This window comes from Rhodococcus sp. DMF-1 (genome assembly GCF_021441945.1).
In the GTDB taxonomy this organism is placed as follows: domain Bacteria; phylum Actinomycetota; class Actinomycetes; order Mycobacteriales; family Mycobacteriaceae; genus Rhodococcus; species Rhodococcus ruber.
The window spans coordinates 1,527,189-1,547,829 of record NZ_CP090442.1; the positions used below are offsets into that span (position 1 = coordinate 1,527,189).

Genomic DNA, 20,641 nt, shown 5'->3' on the forward strand with positions numbered 1-20,641 from the left:
ATGCGGCGAGCTCCGGTGAGGTCGAGCAGAACGGAGAGAACGCATGAGCGGCAACAACTTCGACACGGACACCGCGATACTGGTGCTCGAGGACGGTCGCACGTTCCGCGGCACCGTCTTCGGTGCGGTGGGCCAGACCCTCGGCGAGGCGGTGTTCAGCACCGGCATGACCGGCTACCAGGAGACCCTCACCGACCCCAGCTACCACCGGCAGATCGTGGTGTCCACGGCCCCGCAGATCGGCAACACCGGGTGGAACGCCGAGGACAACGAGTCCGTCGGCCCCACCGGTGACCCCGCCGGCGCGAAGATCTGGGTCGCCGGGTACGTCGTGCGCGACCCGTCGCGCCGCACCTCGAGCTGGCGCGCGGCCGGCTCCCTGCAGGACGAACTCGAGCGGCAGAACATCGTCGGCATCGCCGGGATCGACACCCGCGCCCTGGTGCGGCATCTGCGCACCCGCGGCTCGATGCGGGCGGGTGTCTTCTCCGGCGACGCCCTCGCCGACGACGCCGAGCTGCTCGACCGGGTCCGGAGCCAGCCGTCGATGCTCGGCGCCGACCTCGCCGGCGAGGTCACCACCACCAGCGGCTACGTCGTCGAGCCCGACGGCGAGGCCCGCTTCACCGTCGCCGCGATCGACCTCGGCATCAAGACCAACACCCCGCGGATGTTCGCCGAGCGCGGCATGCGCGTGCACGTGCTGCCCTCCACCGCGACGCTGCACGACATCCTGGACCTGAAGGCCGACGGTGTCTTCCTCTCGAACGGTCCCGGGGACCCGGCCACCGCGGACGGCGCGGTGCACCTGACCAAGGAAGTGCTCGGGCAGGGACTGCCGCTGTTCGGCATCTGCTTCGGCAACCAGATCCTCGGCCGCGCCCTCGGTCTGGGCACCTACAAGATGAAGTTCGGGCACCGCGGCATCAACATCCCGGTCATCGAACACGAGACCGGGCGGATCGCGATCACCGCCCAGAACCACGGCTTCGCGCTCGAGGGCGAGGCGGGCCAGGAGTTCGACACCCCGTTCGGCCGGGCCGTGATCAGCCACACCTGCGCCAACGACGGCGCCGTCGAGGGCGTGCGCCTGCTCGACGGGTCCGCCTTCTCCGTGCAGTACCACCCCGAGGCGGCGGCCGGCCCGCACGACGCCTCCTACCTGTTCGACCGGTTCACCAGCATGCTCGAGGGAGAGAAGAACTAGATGCCACGCCGTACCGACCTCTCCCACATCCTCGTCATCGGCTCCGGCCCGATCGTCATCGGCCAGGCCTGCGAGTTCGACTACTCCGGCACCCAGGCGTGCCGCGTGCTGCGCGAGGAAGGCCTGCGGGTCTCCCTCGTCAATTCCAACCCGGCCACGATCATGACCGACCCGGAGTTCGCCGACTCCACCTACGTCGAGCCCATCACCGCCGAGTTCGTCGAGAAGGTCATCGCCGCCGAGCAGGCCAAGGGCACCCCGATCGACGCGGTGCTCGCCACCCTCGGCGGGCAGACCGCGCTCAACACCGCCGTCGCCCTGCACGAGCAGGGCATCCTCGCCAAGTACGACGTCGAGCTGATCGGCGCCGACTTCGATGCCATCCAGCGCGGCGAGGACCGGCAGAAGTTCAAGGACATCGTCGCCAAGTGCGGCGGCGAGTCCGCGCGCTCGCGGGTCTGCTACACGATGGACGAGGTGCGCGACACCGTTGCCGAGCTCGGCTACCCCGTCGTGGTGCGCCCGTCGTTCACCATGGGCGGCCTCGGCTCCGGCATGGCCTACGACGAGGCCGACCTCGAGCGCATCGCCGGCGGCGGCCTCGCCGCGTCGCCCACCGCGAACGTGCTCATCGAGGAGTCCATCCTCGGCTGGAAGGAGTACGAGCTCGAGCTCATGCGCGACGGCCGCGACAACGTCGTGATCGTCTGCTCCATCGAGAACGTCGACCCGGTGGGCGTGCACACCGGCGACTCGGTCACCGTCGCCCCCGCCATGACCCTGACCGACCGCGAATACCAGAAGATGCGCGACCTGTCGATCGCGATCCTGCGCGAGGTCGGCGTCGACACCGGCGGCTGCAACATCCAGTTCGCGATGGACCCGCGCGACGGTCGTCTCGTGGTGATCGAGATGAACCCGCGGGTGTCGCGGTCGTCCGCGCTGGCCTCGAAGGCCACCGGCTACCCGATCGCGAAGATGGCCGCCAAGCTCGCCATCGGCTACACCCTCGACGAGATCGTCAACGACATCACCAAGGAGACGCCGGCCTGCTTCGAGCCGACGCTCGACTACGTCGTCGTCAAGGCTCCGCGCTTCGCGTTCGAGAAGTTCCCCGGCGCCGACGGCACCCTCACCACCACCATGAAGTCGGTCGGCGAGGCCATGTCGATCGGCCGCAACTTCACCGAGGCCTTCGGCAAGGTCCTGCGGTCCCTCGAAACCAAGCGTTCCGGGTTCTGGACCGGCCCCGAGGTCGAGGCGGCCGATCTCGGCACCCTCCTCGGCGAGCTCGAGGTCCCGCACGACGGCCGCTTCTACGGCATCGCCAAGGCCTTCGAGCTCGGCGCCACCGTCGAGCAGCTGTTCGACGCCACCAAGATCGACCCGTGGTTCCTCGATCAGATCCAGCAGATCGTCGAGCTGGGGGAGACGGTGCGCGCCGCCGAGACGTTCGGGGAGCGGGAACTGCGCTTTTCCAAGCACCACGGCTTCTCCGACCGGCAGATCGCGGCGCTGCGCCCCGAACTCGGCGACGAGGACGCGGTGCGGGCCCTGCGCGAGCAGCTCGGCGTGCATCCGGTGTACAAGACCGTCGACACCTGCGCCGCCGAGTTCGAGGCCAAGACCCCGTACCACTACTCGACGTACGAACTCGACCCGGACGCCGAGACCGAGGTCGCCGAGCAGCGCGAGCGGCCGAAGGTGCTCATCCTCGGCTCGGGCCCCAACCGCATCGGTCAGGGCATCGAGTTCGACTACTCGTGCGTGCACGCCGCCCTGACCCTGTCGCAGGCCGGCTACGAGACCGTCATGGTCAACTGCAACCCCGAGACGGTCTCGACCGACTACGACACCGCCGACCGTCTCTACTTCGAGCCGCTCACCTTCGAGGACGTCTTCGAGGTGTACCGGGCCGAGTCGCAGTCCGGCACCGTCGCCGGGGTCATCGTCCAGCTCGGCGGCCAGACCCCGCTCGGGCTCGCGCGACGGTTGAAGGCCGCCGGGGTGCCGATCGTGGGCACCAGCCCCGAGGCCATCGACCTGGCCGAGGACCGCGGCGAGTTCGGCCGGGTGCTCACCGAGGCGGGCCTGCCGGCCCCGAAGTTCGGCACCGCCACCACCTTCGAGGGCGCCCGCGACATCGCCGCCGGCATCGGCTATCCGGTGCTGGTCCGTCCGTCCTACGTCCTCGGCGGGCGCGGCATGGAGATCGTCTACGACGAGAACGCGCTCGAGAGCTACATCTCCCGCGCCACCGAGATCTCCGAGGACCGGCCCGTGCTGGTCGACCGCTTCCTCGACGACGCGGTCGAGATCGACGTCGACGCCCTGTGCGACGGCACCGACGTCTACATCGGCGGCATCATGGAGCACATCGAGGAGGCCGGCATCCACTCCGGCGACTCGTCGTGCGCGCTGCCGCCGATCACCCTCGGGCGGTCCGACCTCGAGAACGTGCGCCGCTCCACCGAGGCCCTCGCGCACGGCATCGGCGTCAAGGGCCTGCTCAACGTGCAGTACGCCCTCAAGGACGACGTCCTCTACGTGCTCGAGGCCAACCCGCGTGCCTCCCGCACCGTGCCGTTCGTCTCGAAGGCCACCGCCGTGCAGCTCGCCAAGGCCTGCGCGCGGGTCATGATGGGCGAGAGCATCGCCGACCTGCGCGCCGAGGGCATCCTGCCCGCCCACGGCGACGGCGGGCACGCCCCGGTCGACGCCCCGGTCGCGGTGAAGGAGGCGGTGCTGCCGTTCAACCGGTTCCGCCGCGCCGACGGCACCGGCATCGACTCGCTGCTCAGCCCGGAGATGAAGTCCACCGGCGAGGTCATGGGCATCGACGACGACTTCGGCACCGCGTTCGCCAAGAGCCAGACCGCCGCCTACGGTTCGCTGCCCACCTCCGGCTCTGTGTTCGTCTCGGTCGCCAACAAGGACAAGCGGTCGCTGATCTTCCCCGTCAAGCGGCTCGCCGACCTCGGCTTCCGGGTGCTCGCCACCATCGGCACCGCGGAGGTGCTGCGCCGCAACGGCATCCCGTGCGAGCACGTGTACAAGGTGTCGGAGGAGGAACGGCCCGAGGGGGCCCACACCATCGTCGAGAAGATCCGCGCCGGTGAGGTCGACATGGTGATCAACACCCCGTGGGGCAACTCCGGGCCGCGCATCGACGGCTACGAGATCCGCACCGCGGCCGTCGCCGCGAACATCCCGTGCATCACGACCGTGCAGGGTGCCTCCGCGGCCGTGCAGGGCATCGAGGCCGCCATCCGTGGCGACATCGGGGTCCGTTCCCTGCAGGAGATGCACGCCGGGCTCCGGGAGGACCAGGGCAGCCTCCGCGAGGACGCCGGGGCGTCCGGCGGCGTCGGAGGGCTGCGCGACGGACTCGCGGACACGGCGTCGTGACGACGTTCGGGCAGCGTCTGCACGCGGCCCTCGCCGAGCGCGGGCCGCTGTGTGTGGGCATCGACCCGCACCCGGAACTGCTCGCGGCGTGGGGGCTGCCGGTCGACGTCGCGGGCCTCGAGCGGTTCGCCGGGACGTGTGTCGACGCGTTCGCCGGGCGGGTGGCCCTCGTCAAGCCGCAGGTCGCGTTCTTCGAGGCGTTCGGTGCCGCGGGCATCGCGGTGCTCGAGCGCACCGTGACGGCCCTGCGCGGCGCCGGCACCCTCGTCCTTGCGGACGCCAAGCGCGGCGACATCGGCTCGACGATGGACGCGTACGCCCGCACGTGGCTGACCGATGCGTCCCCGCTGGGCTCCGACGCGGTCACCGTCTCGCCGTACCTGGGGTTCGGCGCGCTCGAGCCCGCGCTGCGCCTCGCCGTCGACGGGCGCGGGGTGTTCGTCCTCGCCGCCACCTCCAACCCCGAGGGCGCCCAGGTGCAGCAGGCGCGCACCGCCGACGGGCGCAGCGTCGCGCAGGTGATGGTCGACGAGGCCGCGGCCCGCAACGCCGGCGCCGACACGCTCGGCTCCGTCGGCGTCGTCGTGGGCGCGACCCTCACCCGGGCACCGGACCTGAGCGCGCTGCACGGCCCGATCCTGATGCCCGGGGTGGGCGCCCAGGGCGGCACCGCGGAGGACGTGCGCCGGCTGGCGGGCGACCGCCTCGACGCCGTCGTGCCCAACGTCTCCCGCGAGGTGCTGCGGGCGGGCCCGACGCCCGCGGCGCTGCGCGACGCCGTGTCCCGCACCGTGGACGCGTTCGCCTTCCTGCGGGCCTGACGGCCCGGACATCCGGCCCGGATCCGGCTCCCGGCTCCGGGCCGGATGTCCGTTCCGGTGCAGGTGGGAGCCCCCCGACACGCTCGTGCGCGGAAATTTTTCCGGGCCGTTTCCGGCGTGGACGCGCCGGCGCCGGCGCCGGCCCGCAGACCGGCACCCGCGCCGGGCCGAACTGCCATCCACAACGCCGCTACCTGCGGCGATGCCGGGTTCGCCGAGGTGAGGGGCGGTGCCTACGTCCCCGGGCCGGACCTGCCCGCGGGCCACGCTGCGGGCGCACTACCGCACGTGTTTTCGAGCCGAAACGCCGGGGGGTGGGTTCGCAATCGTCGTCCGGCGTGAGTACGGTCGCTATCGCCGCTGGTTAACCGGCGGATGAGACTGATTGCCAACGATGAGACGGAGGAACCGTGGCCCTTCCCCAGCTGACCGACGAGCAGCGCGCCGCTGCTCTGGAGAAGGCGGCTGCTGCCCGTCGCGCCCGGGCTGAGCTCAAGGACCGCCTGAAGCGCGGCGGCACCGACCTCAAGCAGGTCCTGGCCGATGCCGAGAACGACGAGATCCTCGGCAAGATGAAGGTGTCCGCCCTGCTCGAGGCCCTGCCGAAGGTCGGCAAGGTCAAGGCGCAGGAGATCATGACCGAACTCGAGATCGCCCCGACGCGCCGCCTGCGCGGCCTGGGCGACCGTCAGCGCAAGGCGCTGCTCGCCAGGTTCGACTTCGACGCCTGAGCGACCGGTGGTAGCTGACGCACACACCGTGTCGGACAGCGGTTCCACGACGCGGAGGGGCCGGCTGGTGGTGCTGGCCGGCCCCTCCGCCGTCGGGAAGTCCACCGTTGTCCGCCGGCTCCGCAGCCGGGTGCCCGACCTGCTGTTCAGCGTGTCGGCCACCACCCGCGACCCCCGGCCCGGCGAGGTGAACGGGGTGGACTACCACTTCGTCAGCCGCGACGAGTTCGATCGGATGATCGAGTCCGGGGACCTGCTCGAGTGGGCCGAGATCCACGGCGGGCTGCAACGCTCGGGCACCCCCGCCGGTCCCGTGCGGGACGCGCTCGCCTCGGGACGCCCCGTGCTCGTCGAGGTGGACCTGACCGGCGCCCGCTCCGTGCGCGCCGCCATGCCGGAGGCCGTGCTGGCCTTCCTGGCGCCGCCGAGCTGGGATGTGCTGGTCGCCCGCCTCACCGGCCGCGGCACCGAATCGGACGAGGTGGTCCGCCGCCGGCTCGAGACCGCCCGGACCGAACTCGACGCCCGCGACGAGTTCGACACGGTGATCGTCAACGAGGACGTCGACCGCGCCTGCGACGAATTGGTATCCTTGTTGGTCGGTCCCCGCGACGATCGCCCCGACCGTCCGCAGCCGATCACGACCTTCCCCGCCTCGAACCCGAATCCCGGGCCCCACCAGAGCTCCGGAACGACACAGGAGAACACCGAGTGAGCAGCACCCAAGCAGCCGTGTCCGACACCGCCGGCCACGACCTGCCGGCCTACGACACCCCGCTGGGCATCACCAACCCGCCCATCGACGAGCTGCTCGAGCGCACCTCCTCGAAGTACGCGCTGGTGATCTACGCAGCCAAGCGTGCCCGGCAGATCAACGACTACTACAACCAGCTCGGCGACGGCATCCTCGAGTACGTCGGCCCGCTCGTCGAGCCCGGCCTGCAGGAGAAGCCGCTGTCGATCGCGCTGCGGGAGATCCACGCAGACCTGCTCGAGCACGCCGAAGGCGAGTGAGCCAGCGCGCCGCGGGCACCGCGGACCACTCGGAATTCGCGCAACGCCGCCGCATCGTCGTCGGCGTCGGTGGCGGCATCGCCGCCTACAAGGCCTGCGCGCTGATCCGGGCGTTCACCGAAAGTGGACACCACGTGCGGGTCATCCCGACGGACTCGGCGCTCGAGTTCGTCGGCCGCGCCACCTTCGAGGCCCTGTCCGGCAACCCCGTGCACACCGGCGTGTTCGCCGACGTGCCGCAGGTTCCGCACGTGCGGCTCGGACAGGAGGCCGACCTGGTGGTCGTCGCCCCCGCCACCGCCGACCTGATGGCCCGCGCCGCCCACGGCCGTGCCGACGACCTGCTCACCGCCACGCTGCTCACCGCGCGGTGCCCGGTCGTGTTCGCGCCTGCGATGCACACCGAGATGTGGGAACACCCGGCGACGGTGGACAACGTCGCCACGCTGCGCCGCCGCGGCGCCGTCGTCGTCGAGCCCGCCTCCGGCCGGCTCACCGGGCACGACACCGGCGCCGGCCGGCTCCCCGAACCCGAGGAGATCTTCGGACTGGCGTCGCTGCTGCTCGAACGACCGGACGCGTTGCCGCGGGATCTGACCGGGCGGCGCATCGTCGTCTCCGCCGGCGGCACCCGCGAACCGCTGGACCCGGTGCGGTTCCTCGGCAACCGCAGCTCCGGCAAGCAGGGCTATGCCCTCGCCCGGCTCGCCGCCCAGCGCGGCGCCGACGTCACCCTCGTCGCCGGGGCGGTGGCCGGGCTGGCCGATCCCGCCGCGGTGGAGGTGGTGCAGGTCCAGACCGCCGCCCAGATGCAGGCCGCGGTCACCAAGCATGCCGCCGGTGCGGACGCGGTCGTCATGTCCGCCGCCGTCGCCGACTTCCGGCCGAGCACCTTCGCCACCAGCAAGATCAAGAAGGGCGCGGGCGAGCCGGAGGCGATCGCGCTGACCAAGAACGAGGACATTCTCGCCGGGCTGGTCGCCGCCCGCACCGAGGGCACGCTGCCGGCGAGCACCGTCATCGTCGGTTTCGCCGCCGAGACCGGCGACGCCGAGGGCGACGTCCTCACCCACGCCCGCGCCAAACTGGCCCGCAAGGGCTGCGATCTGCTGGTGGTCAACGCCGTCGGCGACGGGAAGGCGTTCGAGGTCGACCACAACGACGGGTGGCTGCTGGCGGCAGACGGTTCCGAGACCGCCCTCGCGCACGGCTCCAAGGCGCTGATGGCCAGCCGCGTCCTCGACGCACTGCGCCCGCTGCTGGCGCAGGACCGGTCGTGACCCTGGCAGCGGCGCGTCCGTGACGTCGGGGGCGGTGCGCCCGTGACGCGGGGGCGGCGCGCCCGTGACGTCGGGGGCGCGCCCGTGAGCGAAAGTCTCGCGTCGGCGCGGCCGGAACAGTAGCGTCGCCCATATCGTTCGAGCTAGACACAACCAGTCGAGAGGGAGTTCCGTGAGCAAGACCGGCGGTCGGCTTTTCACCAGTGAGTCCGTGACGGAGGGACACCCGGACAAGATCTGTGACGCGATCAGCGACTCCGTCCTCGACGCGCTGCTCACCGAAGACCCCCGCGCCCGCGTCGCGGTCGAGACCCTCGTGACCACCGGGCAGGTGCACGTGGTCGGGGAGGTCACCACCTCGGCCTACGCGGACATCCCGAAGATCGTGCGCGACCGGGTCCTCGAGATCGGCTACGACTCGTCCTCGAAGGGTTTCGACGGCAACTCCTGCGGGGTCAACATCGCCATCGGCGCGCAGTCCCCGGAGATCGCCGGCGGCGTCGACGTCTCGCACGAGGCCCGCACCGGGGTGCTCACCGACGACGAGGTGGCCCGGCAGGGCGCCGGCGACCAGGGCCTGATGTTCGGCTACGCCTGCTCGGACACCCCGGAACTGATGCCGCTGCCGATCGCGCTGGCGCACCGGCTCTCGCGCCGGCTCACCGAGGTCCGCAAGAGCGGGGTGCTGCCGTACCTGCGGCCGGACGGCAAGACCCAGGTCACCATCGAGTACGACGGCGACCGCCCGGTCCGCTTGGACACCGTGGTGATCTCCACCCAGCACGCGGCGGACATCGACCTGAACAACCTGCTCACCCCGGACCTGCGTACCCACGTCGTCGAGGCGGTGCTGGCGGACCCGAGCCTCGCGGGCCTGGACACCACCGGCCTGCGGTTGCTGGTGAACCCGTCCGGGTCGTTCGTGCTCGGCGGCCCGATGGGGGATGCGGGCCTGACCGGCCGCAAGATCATCGTCGACACCTACGGCGGCATGGCCCGGCACGGCGGCGGCGCGTTCTCGGGCAAGGACCCGTCGAAGGTGGACCGCTCGGCCGCCTACGCGATGCGGTGGGTCGCCAAGACCGCCGTGGCCGCGGGCCTGGCCGGCCGGCTCGAGGTGCAGGTGGCCTACGCCATCGGCAAGGCCGCCCCGGTGGGACTGTTCGTCGAGACGTTCGGCACCGAGAAGACCGACCCGGCACGGATCCAGCAGGCGATCACCGAGGTGTTCGACCTGCGACCGGGTGCGATCATCCGGGACCTGGACCTGCTGCGGCCGATCTACGCACAGACCGCCGCGTACGGGCACTTCGGCCGCACCGACATCGACCTGCCGTGGGAGAACACCGACCGGGCCGAGAAGCTGCGCGCCGCCGCCGGTCTGTAACCCGGACCCTCGACGGTCCGGGTGGCCACCGACAGGACCGCGGCCGAGACGGATCCGGTGGCGCGGATCCTGCCGCTGCTGCCGTTGCCCCACCTCGACCGCGAGTTCGACTATCTGATCCCGCGGGAGTTCGATGCCGAGGCGCGGCCGGGCGTGCGGGTGCGCGTCCGGTTCGCCGGCAGGCTCGTCGACGGCTTCCTGCTGTCCCGCGCGCCGACCAGCGAGCACACGGGCCGGCTCGGCTGGCTCGACCGGATCGTCTCGCCCGAGGTCGTCCTGACCCCCGAGATCGCCGCCCTCGCCGACGCCGTCGCCGCCCGCTACGCCGGTACCCGAGCCGACGTGCTGCGACTCGCGGTGCCCCCGCGGCACGCCCGGGTCGAGGCGGAGGACCCGCCACCCGCACCGCCCACCGCGGCACCGGCCGTCGACCGGATCGCCTGGTCCCGATACCGCCACGGCGAGAACTTCCTCGACGCCCTCGCCGCCGGCCGCGCCCCCCGCGCGGCCTGGCAGTCCCTGCCCGGAGAGGACTGGCCCCGTCGCCTGGCCGAACTCGCGGCGGCGGTCGCCGCCACCGGCCACGCCGCGGTGCTCGTGGTGCCCGACCAGCGCGACCTCGACCGGGTCGTGACCGCCTGCGCCGACATGGCCGGCGCCGACTGCGTCGTCGGGCTCGCCGCCGGGCTCGGTCCGGCCGTGCGCTACCGGCGCTGGCTCGCGGCGCTGCGCGGAACCGCCCGCATCGTCGTCGGCACCCGGGCCGCGGTGTTCGCTCCCACCCCCGCCCTCGGCCTGCTCGTGGTGTGGGACGACGGCGACGACCTGCACTCCGAGCCCCGGGCGCCGTACCCGCACGCCCGAGAGGTGGCGCTGCTGCGAGCCCACGCCACCGGTGCCGCCGTCGTCCTGGCCGGGCACGCCCGCACCGCCGAGACCCAGGCCCTCGTCGACACCGGATGGGCGCACGACCTCGCCGCCCCCCGCGACGTCGTCCGTGCCAGCGCCCCCAAGATCACCGCCCTCGCCGACAGCGACCAGGCCCTCGCCCGCGACCCCGCCGCCCGCGCCGCCCGCCTGCCGGCCATCGCCTTCGCCGCCGCCCGCGCCGCCCTGGGCGCCGACCGCGGGGTGCTCGTGCAGGTGCCCCGCCGCGGCTACGTGCCTGCGCTGGCGTGCGCCAAGTGCCGGACCCCGGCCCGCTGCCGGCACTGCAACGGCCCGCTCGCGTTGCCGCAGGCCGCCGGCCCGGACGGTGCCGCGACCCCCGCCTGCCGCTGGTGCGGCATCGCCGACGCCACCCACCGCTGCCACGCGTGCGGTGCTCGTGCCCTGCGCGCCGTCGTCGTCGGCGCCGGGCGCACCGCCGAGGAACTCGGCCGGGCGTTCCCCGGTGTCCCGGTGGTCACCTCCGGTGGGACGGAGGTCAAAGCCACCGCCCCGGCGGGACCGGCGCTCGTCGTGGCCACGGTGGGCGCCGAACCCGTCGCCGCCGGGGGGTACGGCGCGGCGCTGCTGCTCGACGGGTGGGCCCTGCTCGGCCGCGCCGACCTGCGGGCCGCCGAGGAGACGATGCGTCGCTGGCTCACCGCGTCGTCGCTGGTGCGGCCCTTCGCCGACGGCGGCCAGGTCGTCGTCGTCGCAGACGCCGGCATCCCCACCGTGCAGGCACTGGTGCGGTGGGACCCGATCGGGCACGCGCAGTCCCAGCTCGCCGAGCGCGCCGAGGTCGGCTTCCCGCCGGCGGTGCACATGGCCGCCGTCGACGGCACCGCCGCCGCAGTCGCCGACCTGCTGGCCGCCGCGACGCTCCCGCCGGAGGCGGAGGTGCTCGGGCCGGTGCCGTTGCCGCCGGGGGAGCGGCTGCCGTTCGGGGCCGACGATCCCGAGCCGGACGAGGTGCAGCGCATGGTGATCCGGGTGCCGCGCGGCCGGGGCCTCGCGCTCGGCCGCGCCCTGCGTGAGGCGCAGGCCGCCCGCAGTGCCCGCCGCGGCGAGGGGGCGTTGCGGGTGCAGATCGATCCGCTGCGCGTCGGGTGACGGCCGCCACGGCCTCCGGCGCCGCGCGGAGGATCGCCCCGGGTGGCAGGACGGGAAGAACCCCCCGTCACCTGCGGAAAGATGACATGCCGGTGGGGCGCACCTGTGTCACGATAGGTCCCGAGGGGTCGATTCTGGTGACGGGAGCCCGGCTGCGGGCGAGCCGGAGGGAGGGGCCGTGAACGGCGCACGCAGGATTGCCGGGGCGCTGGCCGGTATCGCGGTGGCCGCCGCGGCCGTCACGGGCGCCGCGGCCGTCACCGCCGCGCCGGGGTCGTCGGCGTCCGTACCCGTCGACCCGGGCCCCGTGGCCACCACCCACGCCCAGGCCGCCGGCTACGCCGAGGAGCATCCCGGAACGGCGCCGGCGCGGTCGAACGACTTCGGGTGCGTGCCGTCTCCGGAGCATCCACGACCGGTGGTGCTCGCCCACGGCACCGACTCCAACTCCTACTCGGACTGGGCCGCGGTCGCACCGATGCTCGCCGATGCCGGATGGTGCGTGTTCGCCCTCGACTACGGCAAGGCCGACGGTGCCGACGAGTACGGCACCGGCGACATCCGGGTCAGCGCCGCGCAGCTCGGGACGTTCGTCGAGCGGGTGCGTGCCGGCACCGGCGCCGACGAGGTCGACCTCGTCGGCTACTCGCAGGGTGCGACCGTCGCGCGGTACTACGTCAACCGGCTGGGCGGCTCGGCCGTCGTGGACCGCTGGGTGGGGGTGGCCTCGCCGAGCTACGGCGGCACCTTCTACGGGCTCGGCGCCGCGGTCGTGGCCGCTCCGGGCGCCACCGGCGCGGTCGAGGACTTCTTCTCGGTGGCCCTCGCGCAGCAGCTGCAGGGCTCCGAGCTGCTCACCGAGCTCAACACCCCGGTCGACACCGTTCCCGGCGTCCGCTACACCACCATCGGATCCCGCGTCGACGAGGTCATCCAGCCGGCCACCAACGTCGCGTTGCGCGGACCCGGGGCGGTCAACCTGATGATCCAGGACCTGTGCCCACCGGATCAGACCGGGCACTTCAACATGGTGTACGACCCGTTCTCGCTCACCGTGATCCGGCACGCCCTCGACCCCGAGCGGTACGCCCCCGGCGAGTGTGTCCCGGTGCGGCTCGGCACGGGCATCCCCGAACTGATCATCGAGAGCAACTCCTGAGCCGTTCCGTCCCCGGGGCGTGTCCGGTACCCCGATCATGGGTATGCGGGCGGCACGAGCCCCTGCGGACGACGGTCACCGGCGCCCGGGACGGCGCGCCGAAGGGAGGTAGCGGTGAACGCCCCCTCGCTTCCGGCACGCGCTCTCGCGGTGATGCGGGCGCCGCAGCTCGTGCCGCCGCGGCAGTACCTCCGGGTGGCCGCGCGGTGCGGGTACCTCATCGCGCTGGTCGGCACCGTCGTCACGATGGGCATCCCCGCCGACCGGGTGTACCAGGCGGCCTGGATCGTCGCCGGGCTGATCGCCTTCGCGATCGACCGGCCGTGGCGCGGGCACGTGCGCGTCGTCGTCGACTGGTTGCCCCTGGTCGCGGCGCTCGTGGTCTACGACCACACCCGTGGCATCGCCGACGAACTCGGCCTGCCCGTTCGAATACACGAACTGGTCGCCGTGGAGAGCTGGCTGTTCGGCACGGTCCCGACGGTGTGGCTGCAGGAACGCCTGCTCGGCGCGGACGGGGAGCGGCCCGGCTGGACGATGCTCACCTCGGTCGTCTACACCAGCCATTTCCTCGTGCCGTGGTTGCTCGCGGCCGTGCTGTACCTGCAGTCGCGGGCGCGCTGGGCCGGATACATGCGACGGGTGCTGCTCCTGTCGTACTTCGGGCTCATCACCTACATCCTCGTGCCGGCGGCCCCGCCGTGGTATGCGTCCGAGGTGGGCGTCCTGCCGGAAGGCGTCGGCCGGGTCACCGGCTTCGGGTTCGGCGTGGTGCCCATCGACGTCGGCACCCGATGGTTGGAGGCGCAGGGCAACCCGGTCGCCGCGCTGCCGTCGCTGCACTCGGCATTCGCCCTGCTCGTGGCGGTCGCCCTGTGGCCGATCGCGCGGCGCGCCTGGATGCGGGCCCTGCTGGTGGCGTTCCCGCTGGCCATGGCCTTCACGCTCGTCTACGGCGGCGAACACTACCTGGTCGACGTGCTGCTCGGCTGGGGTTACGTCGGGCTCGCCGTCCTGGCCGCCCGAGCCTGGGAGGCGCGCCGCGGGGCGCGGCGTGCCCCGCAGGTCAGTCCACCTGCTCCAGCGGCATCGCCAGCGTCACCCAGTCGTGCAGGCCACCGCGGTAGTACGCCAGCGCGGACGCCGGGTACCCCGCCTCGAGCAGCTCCCGGATCGCCATCGGGGACTGCGGACACTGCGGGCCGTTGCAGAACAGGATCGACACCCGGGACGGATCGAGCCGGTCCCGCAGCTCCGTGATCCGGCCGTGCGGCAGATTGATCGCGCCCGGAATGGACCTGCCCTTGCGCGAGTCCGGGACCCGGGTGTCGACGAGCACCGCTCCGTTCGCGACCAGCTCGGTCAGTTCCAGCTCGCCGACGGTCACCACCCCGGGCGCGCACTGCAGCGGCTGCAGCTCGCCCCACGTGGTGTCCACCAGGACCACGTCCTGCTCCTGCGCCGCCGGCCAGGGCACGCCCGCGGGATCCGCCGAGCGCACCCGGGGGGACCGTTCCATCCGTTCTCGCGTCTCTGCCATCGGCTCAGCCTATCGACGCGGCCCGACGGGTGCCGGGATTCGTCACGCCCGGCCCGGCCCGTCGGGTTCGCGGACGGCTGTCACCGCCCGCAGGCCCGGTCCCTAGACTGAGGGCACCATTCGTCGTCGAGATCCGGGAGCAGCATTCGTGAACAGTTCGGTCGGCCCAGCACGGTCCTCGTCCCGGGGCCGGGGCCTCGTTTCCCGCCCGCGGACGGGCCGCTGACGTGCGGCTGGTGTTCGCCGGGACCCCCGAACCGGCCGTACCGGCCCTGCGCCGCCTGCTCGACTCGCCGCGCCACGAGGTGGTCGCGGTGGTGACCCGGCCCGACACCACCGCCGGCCGCGGACGGCGCGTCGTCCGCTCGGCCGTGGGGCGGCTCGCCGACGAACACGGCATCGAGGTCCTCACCCCGGAGCGGCCCCGCGACCCCGACTTCGTCGCCCGGCTGACCGAACTCGCCCCCGACTGCTGCCCGGTCGTCGCCTACGGCGCGCTCATCCCGCAGCCGGTGCTCGACATCCCGAAGTTCGGCTGGGTGAACCTCCACTTCTCGCTGCTGCCCGCCTGGCGCGGCGCCGCGCCCGTCCAGGCCGCGCTCGCCGCGGGGGACGAGGTGACCGGCGCGAGCACGTTCCGGCTCGAGGCGGGCCTCGACACCGGCCCGGTCTACGGGGTGGTCACCGAGACGATCCGGCCCGACGACACCGCGGGAGATCTGCTCGCCCGGCTCGCCGACTCCGGAGCCGTGCTGCTCGAATCGACCCTCGACGGCCTCGAGGACGGGATGCTCACGGCGGTGCCCCAACCCCCGGACGGCGTCTCGCACGCCCCGAAGGTCACCGTCGAGTCGGCTCGGGTGAGCTGGGACCGTCCCGCACACCTCGTCGACCGCCACATCCGTTCGGTCACGCCCGCACCCGGGGCCTGGACGATGATCGGCGACCTGCGCGTGAAGCTCGGACCCGTGACCGGCACCGACGAGACCCTCGCGCCCGGGCAGATCCTGGCCCGCAAGGACGGTGTCCTCGTCGGCACCGGCAGCACCGCCGTGCGACTCGGGCAGGTCCAGCCGCCCGGCAAGAAGACGATGGCGGCCGCGGACTGGGTTCGCGGCGCCCGCCTCGACCCGGAGGTACGCGCCCAGTGACCGAGTCCCGCCGCCCCGCCCGCCGGTCCCGCCGCGGGCCCGGGGACCGCAACAACAAGCCCCGGCAGGCCCGCCGGCCGTCGCCCGCCGAGGCCGGCCTCGACCAGGCTCGGCTCGCCGCCCGGGACGTGCTGCGCGCCGTCCGGGAGCGCGACGCCTACGCCAACCTGGTGCTGCCGGCGCTGCTGCGCGAGCGACGACTCGACGGGCGCGACGCCGCCCTGGCCACCGAGCTGACATACGGCGCCGCCCGCGCCCAGGGCCTGCTCGACGCCGTGATCGCCGCCTGTGCCCACCGGCCCGTCACCGAGATCGACGGGGCGCTGCTGGACACCCTGCGGTTGGGCACGTATCAGCTGCTGCGGACCCGCATCGCCCCGCACGCGGCCGTCGCGACGAGTGTCGACATCGTCCGCGGCGAATTCGGCCACGGCAAGTCCGGCTTCGTCAATGCGGTGCTGCGCCGCGTCGCGGAGAAGCCGGAGGAACAGTGGATCGCCGAGCTCGCCCCCGACCCGGCTCGCGACCCGGTGGGACACCTGGCCTTCCGGTATGCGCACCCGGAGTGGATCGCGAAGGCCTTCGCGGTCGCGCTCGGCCCGGACGCCGGGGAGCTCGAGGAGGTGCTCGCGGCGGACGACGCCCGACCGGTGGTGCACCTGGTGGCCCGCCCGGGGGTGATCACCGCGGAGGAACTCGCGCTGGCCACCGGTGGCGAGATCGGGCCCTGGTCGCCCTACGCCGTGCATCTCGATGCCGGCGGTGATCCCGGCAAGCTCGACGCCGTGCGCGAGGGCATGGCCGCAGTGCAGGACGAGGGCAGTCAGCTGGTGGCGCGGGCGCTCACCCTCGCCCCCCTCGACGGGCCCGACCACGGCCGGTGGCTGGACCTGTGTGCCGGCCCGGGCGGCAAGGCCGCCCTGCTCGGCGCGCTCGCCGACATCGACGGCTTCACCGTCGACGCCGTCGAACCGGTCGAGCACCGCGCCGAACTGGTCCGCAAGTCCACCCGCGGCCTCCCCGTGACGGTGCACGTGGCCGACGGCCGCGAGCCCGGCCTGGGGCCCGGCTACGACCGCATCCTGGTCGACGCGCCGTGCACCGGGCTCGGCGCCCTGCGTCGCCGGCCCGAATCCCGGTGGCGGCGCAACCCCGGCGACGTCGCCGAGCTGGTGCGGTTGCAGAAGCAGCTCCTCGCCTCGGCGATCGGGCTGCTGCGGCCGGGTGGGGTGGTGCTGTACGCGACGTGCTCGCCGCACACGTCCGAGACCCTCGCCGTCGTCGCCGACGCCGTCCGGCGGCACCGGGTCGAGCAGCTCGACACGCGCGAGCTCGTGCCTGGCGTGCCGCGTCTCGGCGACGGTCCGTCCGTGCAGCTGTGGCCGCACCGGCACGGCACCGACGCGATGTTCATGGCCGCGCTGCGCGCCCCGGCGAGCTGACCGGCGAGCTCGCCGCGCGAACGCCGGGAGAATCGGTCCGCGCTCGGATACGGTCGGACGCGACCCGCCCGCTCCCGGCAGGAGGCACGTCGTGCCCGACATCGTCACCGTGACCATGAACCCGGCGCTCGACATGACCACCTACACCGAGCAGGTGCGGCCCACCAGCAAACTGCGCTGCGAGGCGCCGCGACTCGAGGCCGGCGGCGGCGGGATCAACGTCGCGAAGGTCGCCGGGGTGCTCGGTGTCTCGGCCGCAGCGGTGTATCCGGCCGGCGGCCCGACCGGGGACATGCTCTCGGCGCTGCTGTCCGGCGGCGGCGTCGACAGCCGGCGCATCGACATCGACGGCATGACCCGGGAGTCGTTCACGGCGATCGAGCGCAGCACCGGCCAGGAGTATCGGTTCGTGCTGCCCGGCCCGGAGCTGAGCGTGCGGGATCAGGAACGGTGCCTGGACGTGCTCGTCGAGACCGCCACCGGTGCGCGGTACGTCGTCGCCAGCGGCAGCCTGCCGCCGGGTGTGCCGGGCGAGTTCGTCCAGCGCGTGGCCGACGCGGCCACCGATGCCGGCGCCCGCTTCGTCCTCGACTCGTCGGGGGACGCGCTGCGCCGCATCAAGTCCGGTGTGCACCTGGTCAAACCGAGCCTACGGGAGCTGCGCGAGTGGGTGGGCCGGGAACTGCGCACCCCGCACGAACAGGCCGCGGCCGCCCACGAGCTCGTCGACGCCGGCATCGCCGAGGTCGTGGTGGTCTCGCTCGGGCCGGACGGGGCGCTGCTGGTCTCCGCCGACACGACCGCGCGGGTGAAAGCGCTGGACGTGCCCGTGCGCAGCGCCGTCGGCGCGGGCGACAGCATGGTCGCCGGACTGGTCGTCGGCTTGCTGCGGGGGCGGTCGCTGCGCGACGCCCTGGCACTGGGCATCGCCGCCGGCTCGGCGGCGCTGCTCACCCCGGGCAGCCAGGTTTGCCGGCGCGAGGACGTCGAACGGTTCGACGTCCTCGCGCGCGAGCGGTGACACCCGATCGTCCCCGTCGTCCGGGCGGTGCCGAGCGGGCCGACGGGTCCGGTCGCCCGGGGTCGTCAGTGCTCGTGCCGGGCGCGGTCCAGAACGATCCGCTGCTCGGCCCGCGCCACCGTGCGCCGGGTCTGTGCGGCCGCGTCCGGCGTGACCGACACCGACGTGATGCCCCGGCGCACGAGATGCTCGGCGAGCTCGGTGCTGGTGGAGACGGCCTGCCCGCACAGCGACGTGGTCAGGCCGGCCGCCGACGCGCGTTCGATGATGTGGTCGATCGCGTCCAGCACCGCCGGGTCGAGCGTGTCGAACAGGTCCTTGCACATCTCGGAGTCGCGGTCGACGCCGAGCACGAGCTGGGTCAGGTCGTTGCTGCCGATCGACACGCCGTGGATGCCGAGCTTCGCGTATTCGGGCAGCCAGTACACCACCGACGGGACCTCGGCCATGATCCAGCGCAGCATCCGCCGATCGGTGCCGAGCGGATGCGCGTCGAGCTGGCCCAGGCATTCCTTCAGCTCCCAGCGGGTGCGCACGAACGGGATCATCAGGTGCACGTTGGGATGCTGCGCGCGTACGCGATGCAGGACGTCGAGGTCGAGCGAGAACAGCTCGGGGTCGCGCACGTAGCGGAAGCAGCCGCGGTACCCGATCATCGGGTTCTCCTCGTCCGGCTCCGTCTCGCCGCCCTCGAGGTTCGCGAACTCGTTGCTGCGCAGGTCGATCGCGCGGTACACCACCGGACGCGGGGCGAAGGCCGCCGCGATCCGCGCGACGCCGTCGGCCATCTTCGACACGTACTCCTCGCGCCGGCCCTGCGCGATCATGTAGGCGGGATGCTGGCCGGCGAGCGCCTCGGTGATCATGAATTCCGCCCGCAGCAGCCCCACCCCGTCGACGTCGGTGTCGGCGACGGCCTGCGCGGCGTCCGGGGTGGCGAGATTGACGTACACGGCTGTCGCGGTGACGGTCGGCGCGGATGCGGCGGCCGCCGGGGCGGCGGTCTGGGCCGCGGCCGGCCGCTCGGCGCGGACCTCCCCGTCGAAGACGACGCCGGCGTCGCCGTCCACGGTGATCAGCTGGCCGTCCTGCAGGTCCTGCGTCGCGGTGCGGGCACCCACGACGACGGGTTTGCCGAGTTCGCGGCCGACGATCGCGGCGTGGCAGGTGATGCCGCCGCCGTCGGTGACGATGCCGCCGGCGCGGCGCAGGATCGGCAGCCAGTCGGGGCGCGTCATCGGGGCCACCAGGATCTCCCCGTCGCTCAGGCGCTTGCCGTCGACCAGCTCGTGCAGCACCCGGACCCGTCCGGTGGCCCGGCCGGGGCCGGCACCGAGCCCGGTCAGCAGCGGCGCCGCCTGTCCGTTGCCCGACGCCGCAGCGGCGGCAGGCATCCCGAGGGTGGTGATCGGGCGGGTCTGCACGATCCACAGCTCACCCTCGGCGAACGCGAACTCGAGGTCCTGCGGCCGGCCGTAGTGCTGTTCGACGTCCGCGGCGAGCCGCGCGACCTTCCCGAGCTGCTCCTCGTCGAGCACGCGGATCTGCCGTGACGAATCGACCGCGACGCGGCTGTCGCCGGCGTCGGTGGAGGCGATCTGGAACTCCTGATGCCCGAGATGTACATCGAGCACCGTGAAGCCGTCCTTGGCGACGACGTAGGTGTCGGGCTCGACCTGCCCCCCGACGACGACCTCGCCCAGACCGAGGGCGGCCTCGACGACGATGCGATCGAGTTCGCCGGTGCGCGGATCGGCCGTGAACGCCACCCCCGACGATTCCGAGCGCACCATCACCTGCACCACGACGGCGATGGACGGTTCGTCGGTCACCCCGCGCAGGCCGCGGTAGGTGCGGGCGCGTTCGGACCACAGCGACGCCCAGCACGCCTGCACGGCGCGCACCACCGCGTCGGCACCGGCGATGTTGGTGTACGACTCGTGGATTCCCGCGAAGGAGGTGTCCGCGGCGTCCTCGGCGGGCGCGGAGGACCGCACCGCCACCGGCACGTCCACGCCCAGTTTCTCGTAGGCGGCGACGATGGCGGCGCGAATTTCGTCGGGCACCGTGGACTCGGTCACCAGCGCCGCCAGTTCCGCCGAGGTGCGGATCAGCGTCGCGTCGTCGATGTCGGGGGCCGGGACGGCCTCGGCGCGCAGCCGGTCGCGCACTCCCGCCGCGGCCATCGCATCGAGATAGGCGGCGGTGGTGATGGCGAAGGCGGGCGGCACGGGGAACCCGGCGCGGGTCATCTCCCCGAGGTTGGCGGACTTGCCGCCCACCGTCGGCGCGTCCTCCGCGCCCACGTCGCCGATCGGTCGAACCCACACCGTGTGCGTGGCCATTCTCGCTCCCCACTGCCGCATCGGGCCCAGCGGTTCCGGACCCGCCATCGTCCACTCAAGCATCGCCCAGCAGACCGAACCAGGGGTCGAAAGTC

At 73.1% G+C, this 20,641-nt stretch carries 15 protein-coding genes and 1 pseudogene; 14 read left to right on the top strand and 2 right to left on the bottom strand.

Annotated features, from left to right (window positions below):
• Positions 1 to 43: 43 nt before the first annotated feature.
• The 11 genes from carA to LZP97_RS07210 all read left to right on the top strand — a co-directional run bounded on the left by carA (position 44) and on the right by LZP97_RS07210 (position 14,307).
• Entirely contained in the window at positions 44 to 1,207 is a 1,164-nt protein-coding gene (carA, locus tag LZP97_RS07160; protein WP_010595128.1) for a glutamine-hydrolyzing carbamoyl-phosphate synthase small subunit, read from the top strand.
• The gene (carB, locus tag LZP97_RS07165) at positions 1,208 to 4,615 is read left to right on the top strand and encodes a carbamoyl-phosphate synthase large subunit (RefSeq protein WP_017682102.1); all 3,408 of its coding nucleotides are present in this window, start codon (positions 1,208 to 1,210) and stop codon (positions 4,613 to 4,615) included.
• Positions 4,612 to 5,436 (top strand): orotidine-5'-phosphate decarboxylase, encoded by an 825-nt coding sequence (gene pyrF, locus LZP97_RS07170; RefSeq protein ID WP_010595126.1) that lies wholly within the window; start codon positions 4,612 to 4,614, stop codon positions 5,434 to 5,436. The genes carB and pyrF overlap by 4 nt, the downstream gene beginning before the upstream one ends.
• A gap of 410 nt (positions 5,437 to 5,846) precedes the next feature.
• A complete protein-coding gene (mihF, locus tag LZP97_RS07175; protein WP_003935409.1) occupies positions 5,847 to 6,167 on the top strand; it encodes an integration host factor, actinobacterial type in 321 nt (106 codons plus the stop codon).
• Between the two features lie 67 nt (positions 6,168 to 6,234).
• Positions 6,235 to 6,882, top strand: a complete 648-nt coding sequence (gene gmk, locus LZP97_RS07180; protein WP_010595125.1) for a guanylate kinase — start codon at positions 6,235 to 6,237, stop codon at positions 6,880 to 6,882.
• A complete protein-coding gene (gene rpoZ, locus LZP97_RS07185) occupies positions 6,879 to 7,181 on the top strand; it encodes a DNA-directed RNA polymerase subunit omega (RefSeq protein WP_003935406.1) in 303 nt (100 codons plus the stop codon). Before gmk ends, rpoZ begins: the two co-directional genes overlap by 4 nt.
• On the top strand, positions 7,178 to 8,461 hold the full coding sequence (coaBC, locus tag LZP97_RS07190; RefSeq protein WP_010595124.1) for a bifunctional phosphopantothenoylcysteine decarboxylase/phosphopantothenate--cysteine ligase CoaBC: 1,284 nt from the start codon (positions 7,178 to 7,180) through the stop codon (positions 8,459 to 8,461). Before rpoZ ends, coaBC begins: the two co-directional genes overlap by 4 nt.
• A 172-nt stretch (positions 8,462 to 8,633) precedes the next feature.
• Positions 8,634 to 9,848 (top strand): methionine adenosyltransferase, encoded by a 1,215-nt coding sequence (gene metK / locus LZP97_RS07195; protein WP_017682101.1) that lies wholly within the window; start codon positions 8,634 to 8,636, stop codon positions 9,846 to 9,848.
• Between the two features lie 21 nt (positions 9,849 to 9,869).
• Complete coding sequence (locus tag LZP97_RS07200; protein WP_082170405.1) at positions 9,870 to 11,888, top strand: primosomal protein N'; 2,019 nt, start codon at positions 9,870 to 9,872, stop codon at positions 11,886 to 11,888.
• Between the two features lie 178 nt (positions 11,889 to 12,066).
• The gene (locus tag LZP97_RS07205) at positions 12,067 to 13,047 is read left to right on the top strand and encodes an esterase/lipase family protein (protein WP_010595121.1); all 981 of its coding nucleotides are present in this window, start codon (positions 12,067 to 12,069) and stop codon (positions 13,045 to 13,047) included.
• A 114-nt stretch (positions 13,048 to 13,161) separates the two neighbouring features.
• Positions 13,162 to 14,307 (top strand): phosphatase PAP2 family protein, encoded by a 1,146-nt coding sequence (locus LZP97_RS07210; protein WP_048773533.1) that lies wholly within the window; start codon positions 13,162 to 13,164, stop codon positions 14,305 to 14,307.
• Here LZP97_RS07210 and LZP97_RS07215 read toward each other — a convergent pair.
• Positions 14,207 to 14,587: pseudogene (locus tag LZP97_RS07215) on the bottom strand (rhodanese-like domain-containing protein); the annotation flags it as partial. The gene LZP97_RS07210 and the pseudogene LZP97_RS07215 sit on opposite strands and share 101 nt — an antisense overlap.
• A gap of 227 nt (positions 14,588 to 14,814) precedes the next feature.
• On the opposite strand from LZP97_RS07215, the gene fmt reads away from it, so the two are divergent.
• The 3 genes from fmt to LZP97_RS07230 all read left to right on the top strand — a co-directional run bounded on the left by fmt (position 14,815) and on the right by LZP97_RS07230 (position 18,201).
• A complete protein-coding gene (gene fmt / locus LZP97_RS07220; protein ID WP_048773532.1) occupies positions 14,815 to 15,738 on the top strand; it encodes a methionyl-tRNA formyltransferase in 924 nt (307 codons plus the stop codon).
• Positions 15,735 to 17,180: an RsmB/NOP family class I SAM-dependent RNA methyltransferase gene (locus LZP97_RS07225; RefSeq protein ID WP_048773530.1), complete on the top strand. Its 1,446-nt coding sequence runs from the start codon at positions 15,735 to 15,737 to the stop codon at positions 17,178 to 17,180. The genes fmt and LZP97_RS07225 overlap by 4 nt, the downstream gene beginning before the upstream one ends.
• A gap of 91 nt (positions 17,181 to 17,271) precedes the next feature.
• Positions 17,272 to 18,201 carry a 1-phosphofructokinase family hexose kinase gene (locus tag LZP97_RS07230; protein WP_048773529.1) on the top strand — a complete coding sequence of 310 codons (930 nt, stop codon included), beginning with the start codon at positions 17,272 to 17,274 and terminating at the stop codon, positions 18,199 to 18,201.
• A gap of 65 nt (positions 18,202 to 18,266) precedes the next feature.
• Here the strand turns inward: LZP97_RS07230 and ppsA are convergent, their stop codons facing one another.
• Positions 18,267 to 20,546, bottom strand: coding sequence for a phosphoenolpyruvate synthase (ppsA, locus tag LZP97_RS07235; RefSeq protein WP_010595114.1), 2,280 nt, complete (start codon positions 20,544 to 20,546; stop codon positions 18,267 to 18,269).
• Positions 20,547 to 20,641 lie beyond the last annotated feature (95 nt).

What these genes read in the sequence shown, in the direction of transcription:
- carA (WP_010595128.1), top strand. Translation starts at nt 44, where the DNA reads ATGAGCGGCAACAACTTCGACACGGACACCGCGATACTGGTGCTCGAG.
- carB (WP_017682102.1), top strand. Translation starts at nt 1,208, where the DNA reads ATGCCACGCCGTACCGACCTCTCCCACATCCTCGTCATCGGCTCCGGC.
- ppsA (WP_010595114.1), bottom strand. Translation starts at nt 20,546, where the DNA reads ATGGCCACGCACACGGTGTGGGTTCGACCGATCGGCGACGTGGGCGCG.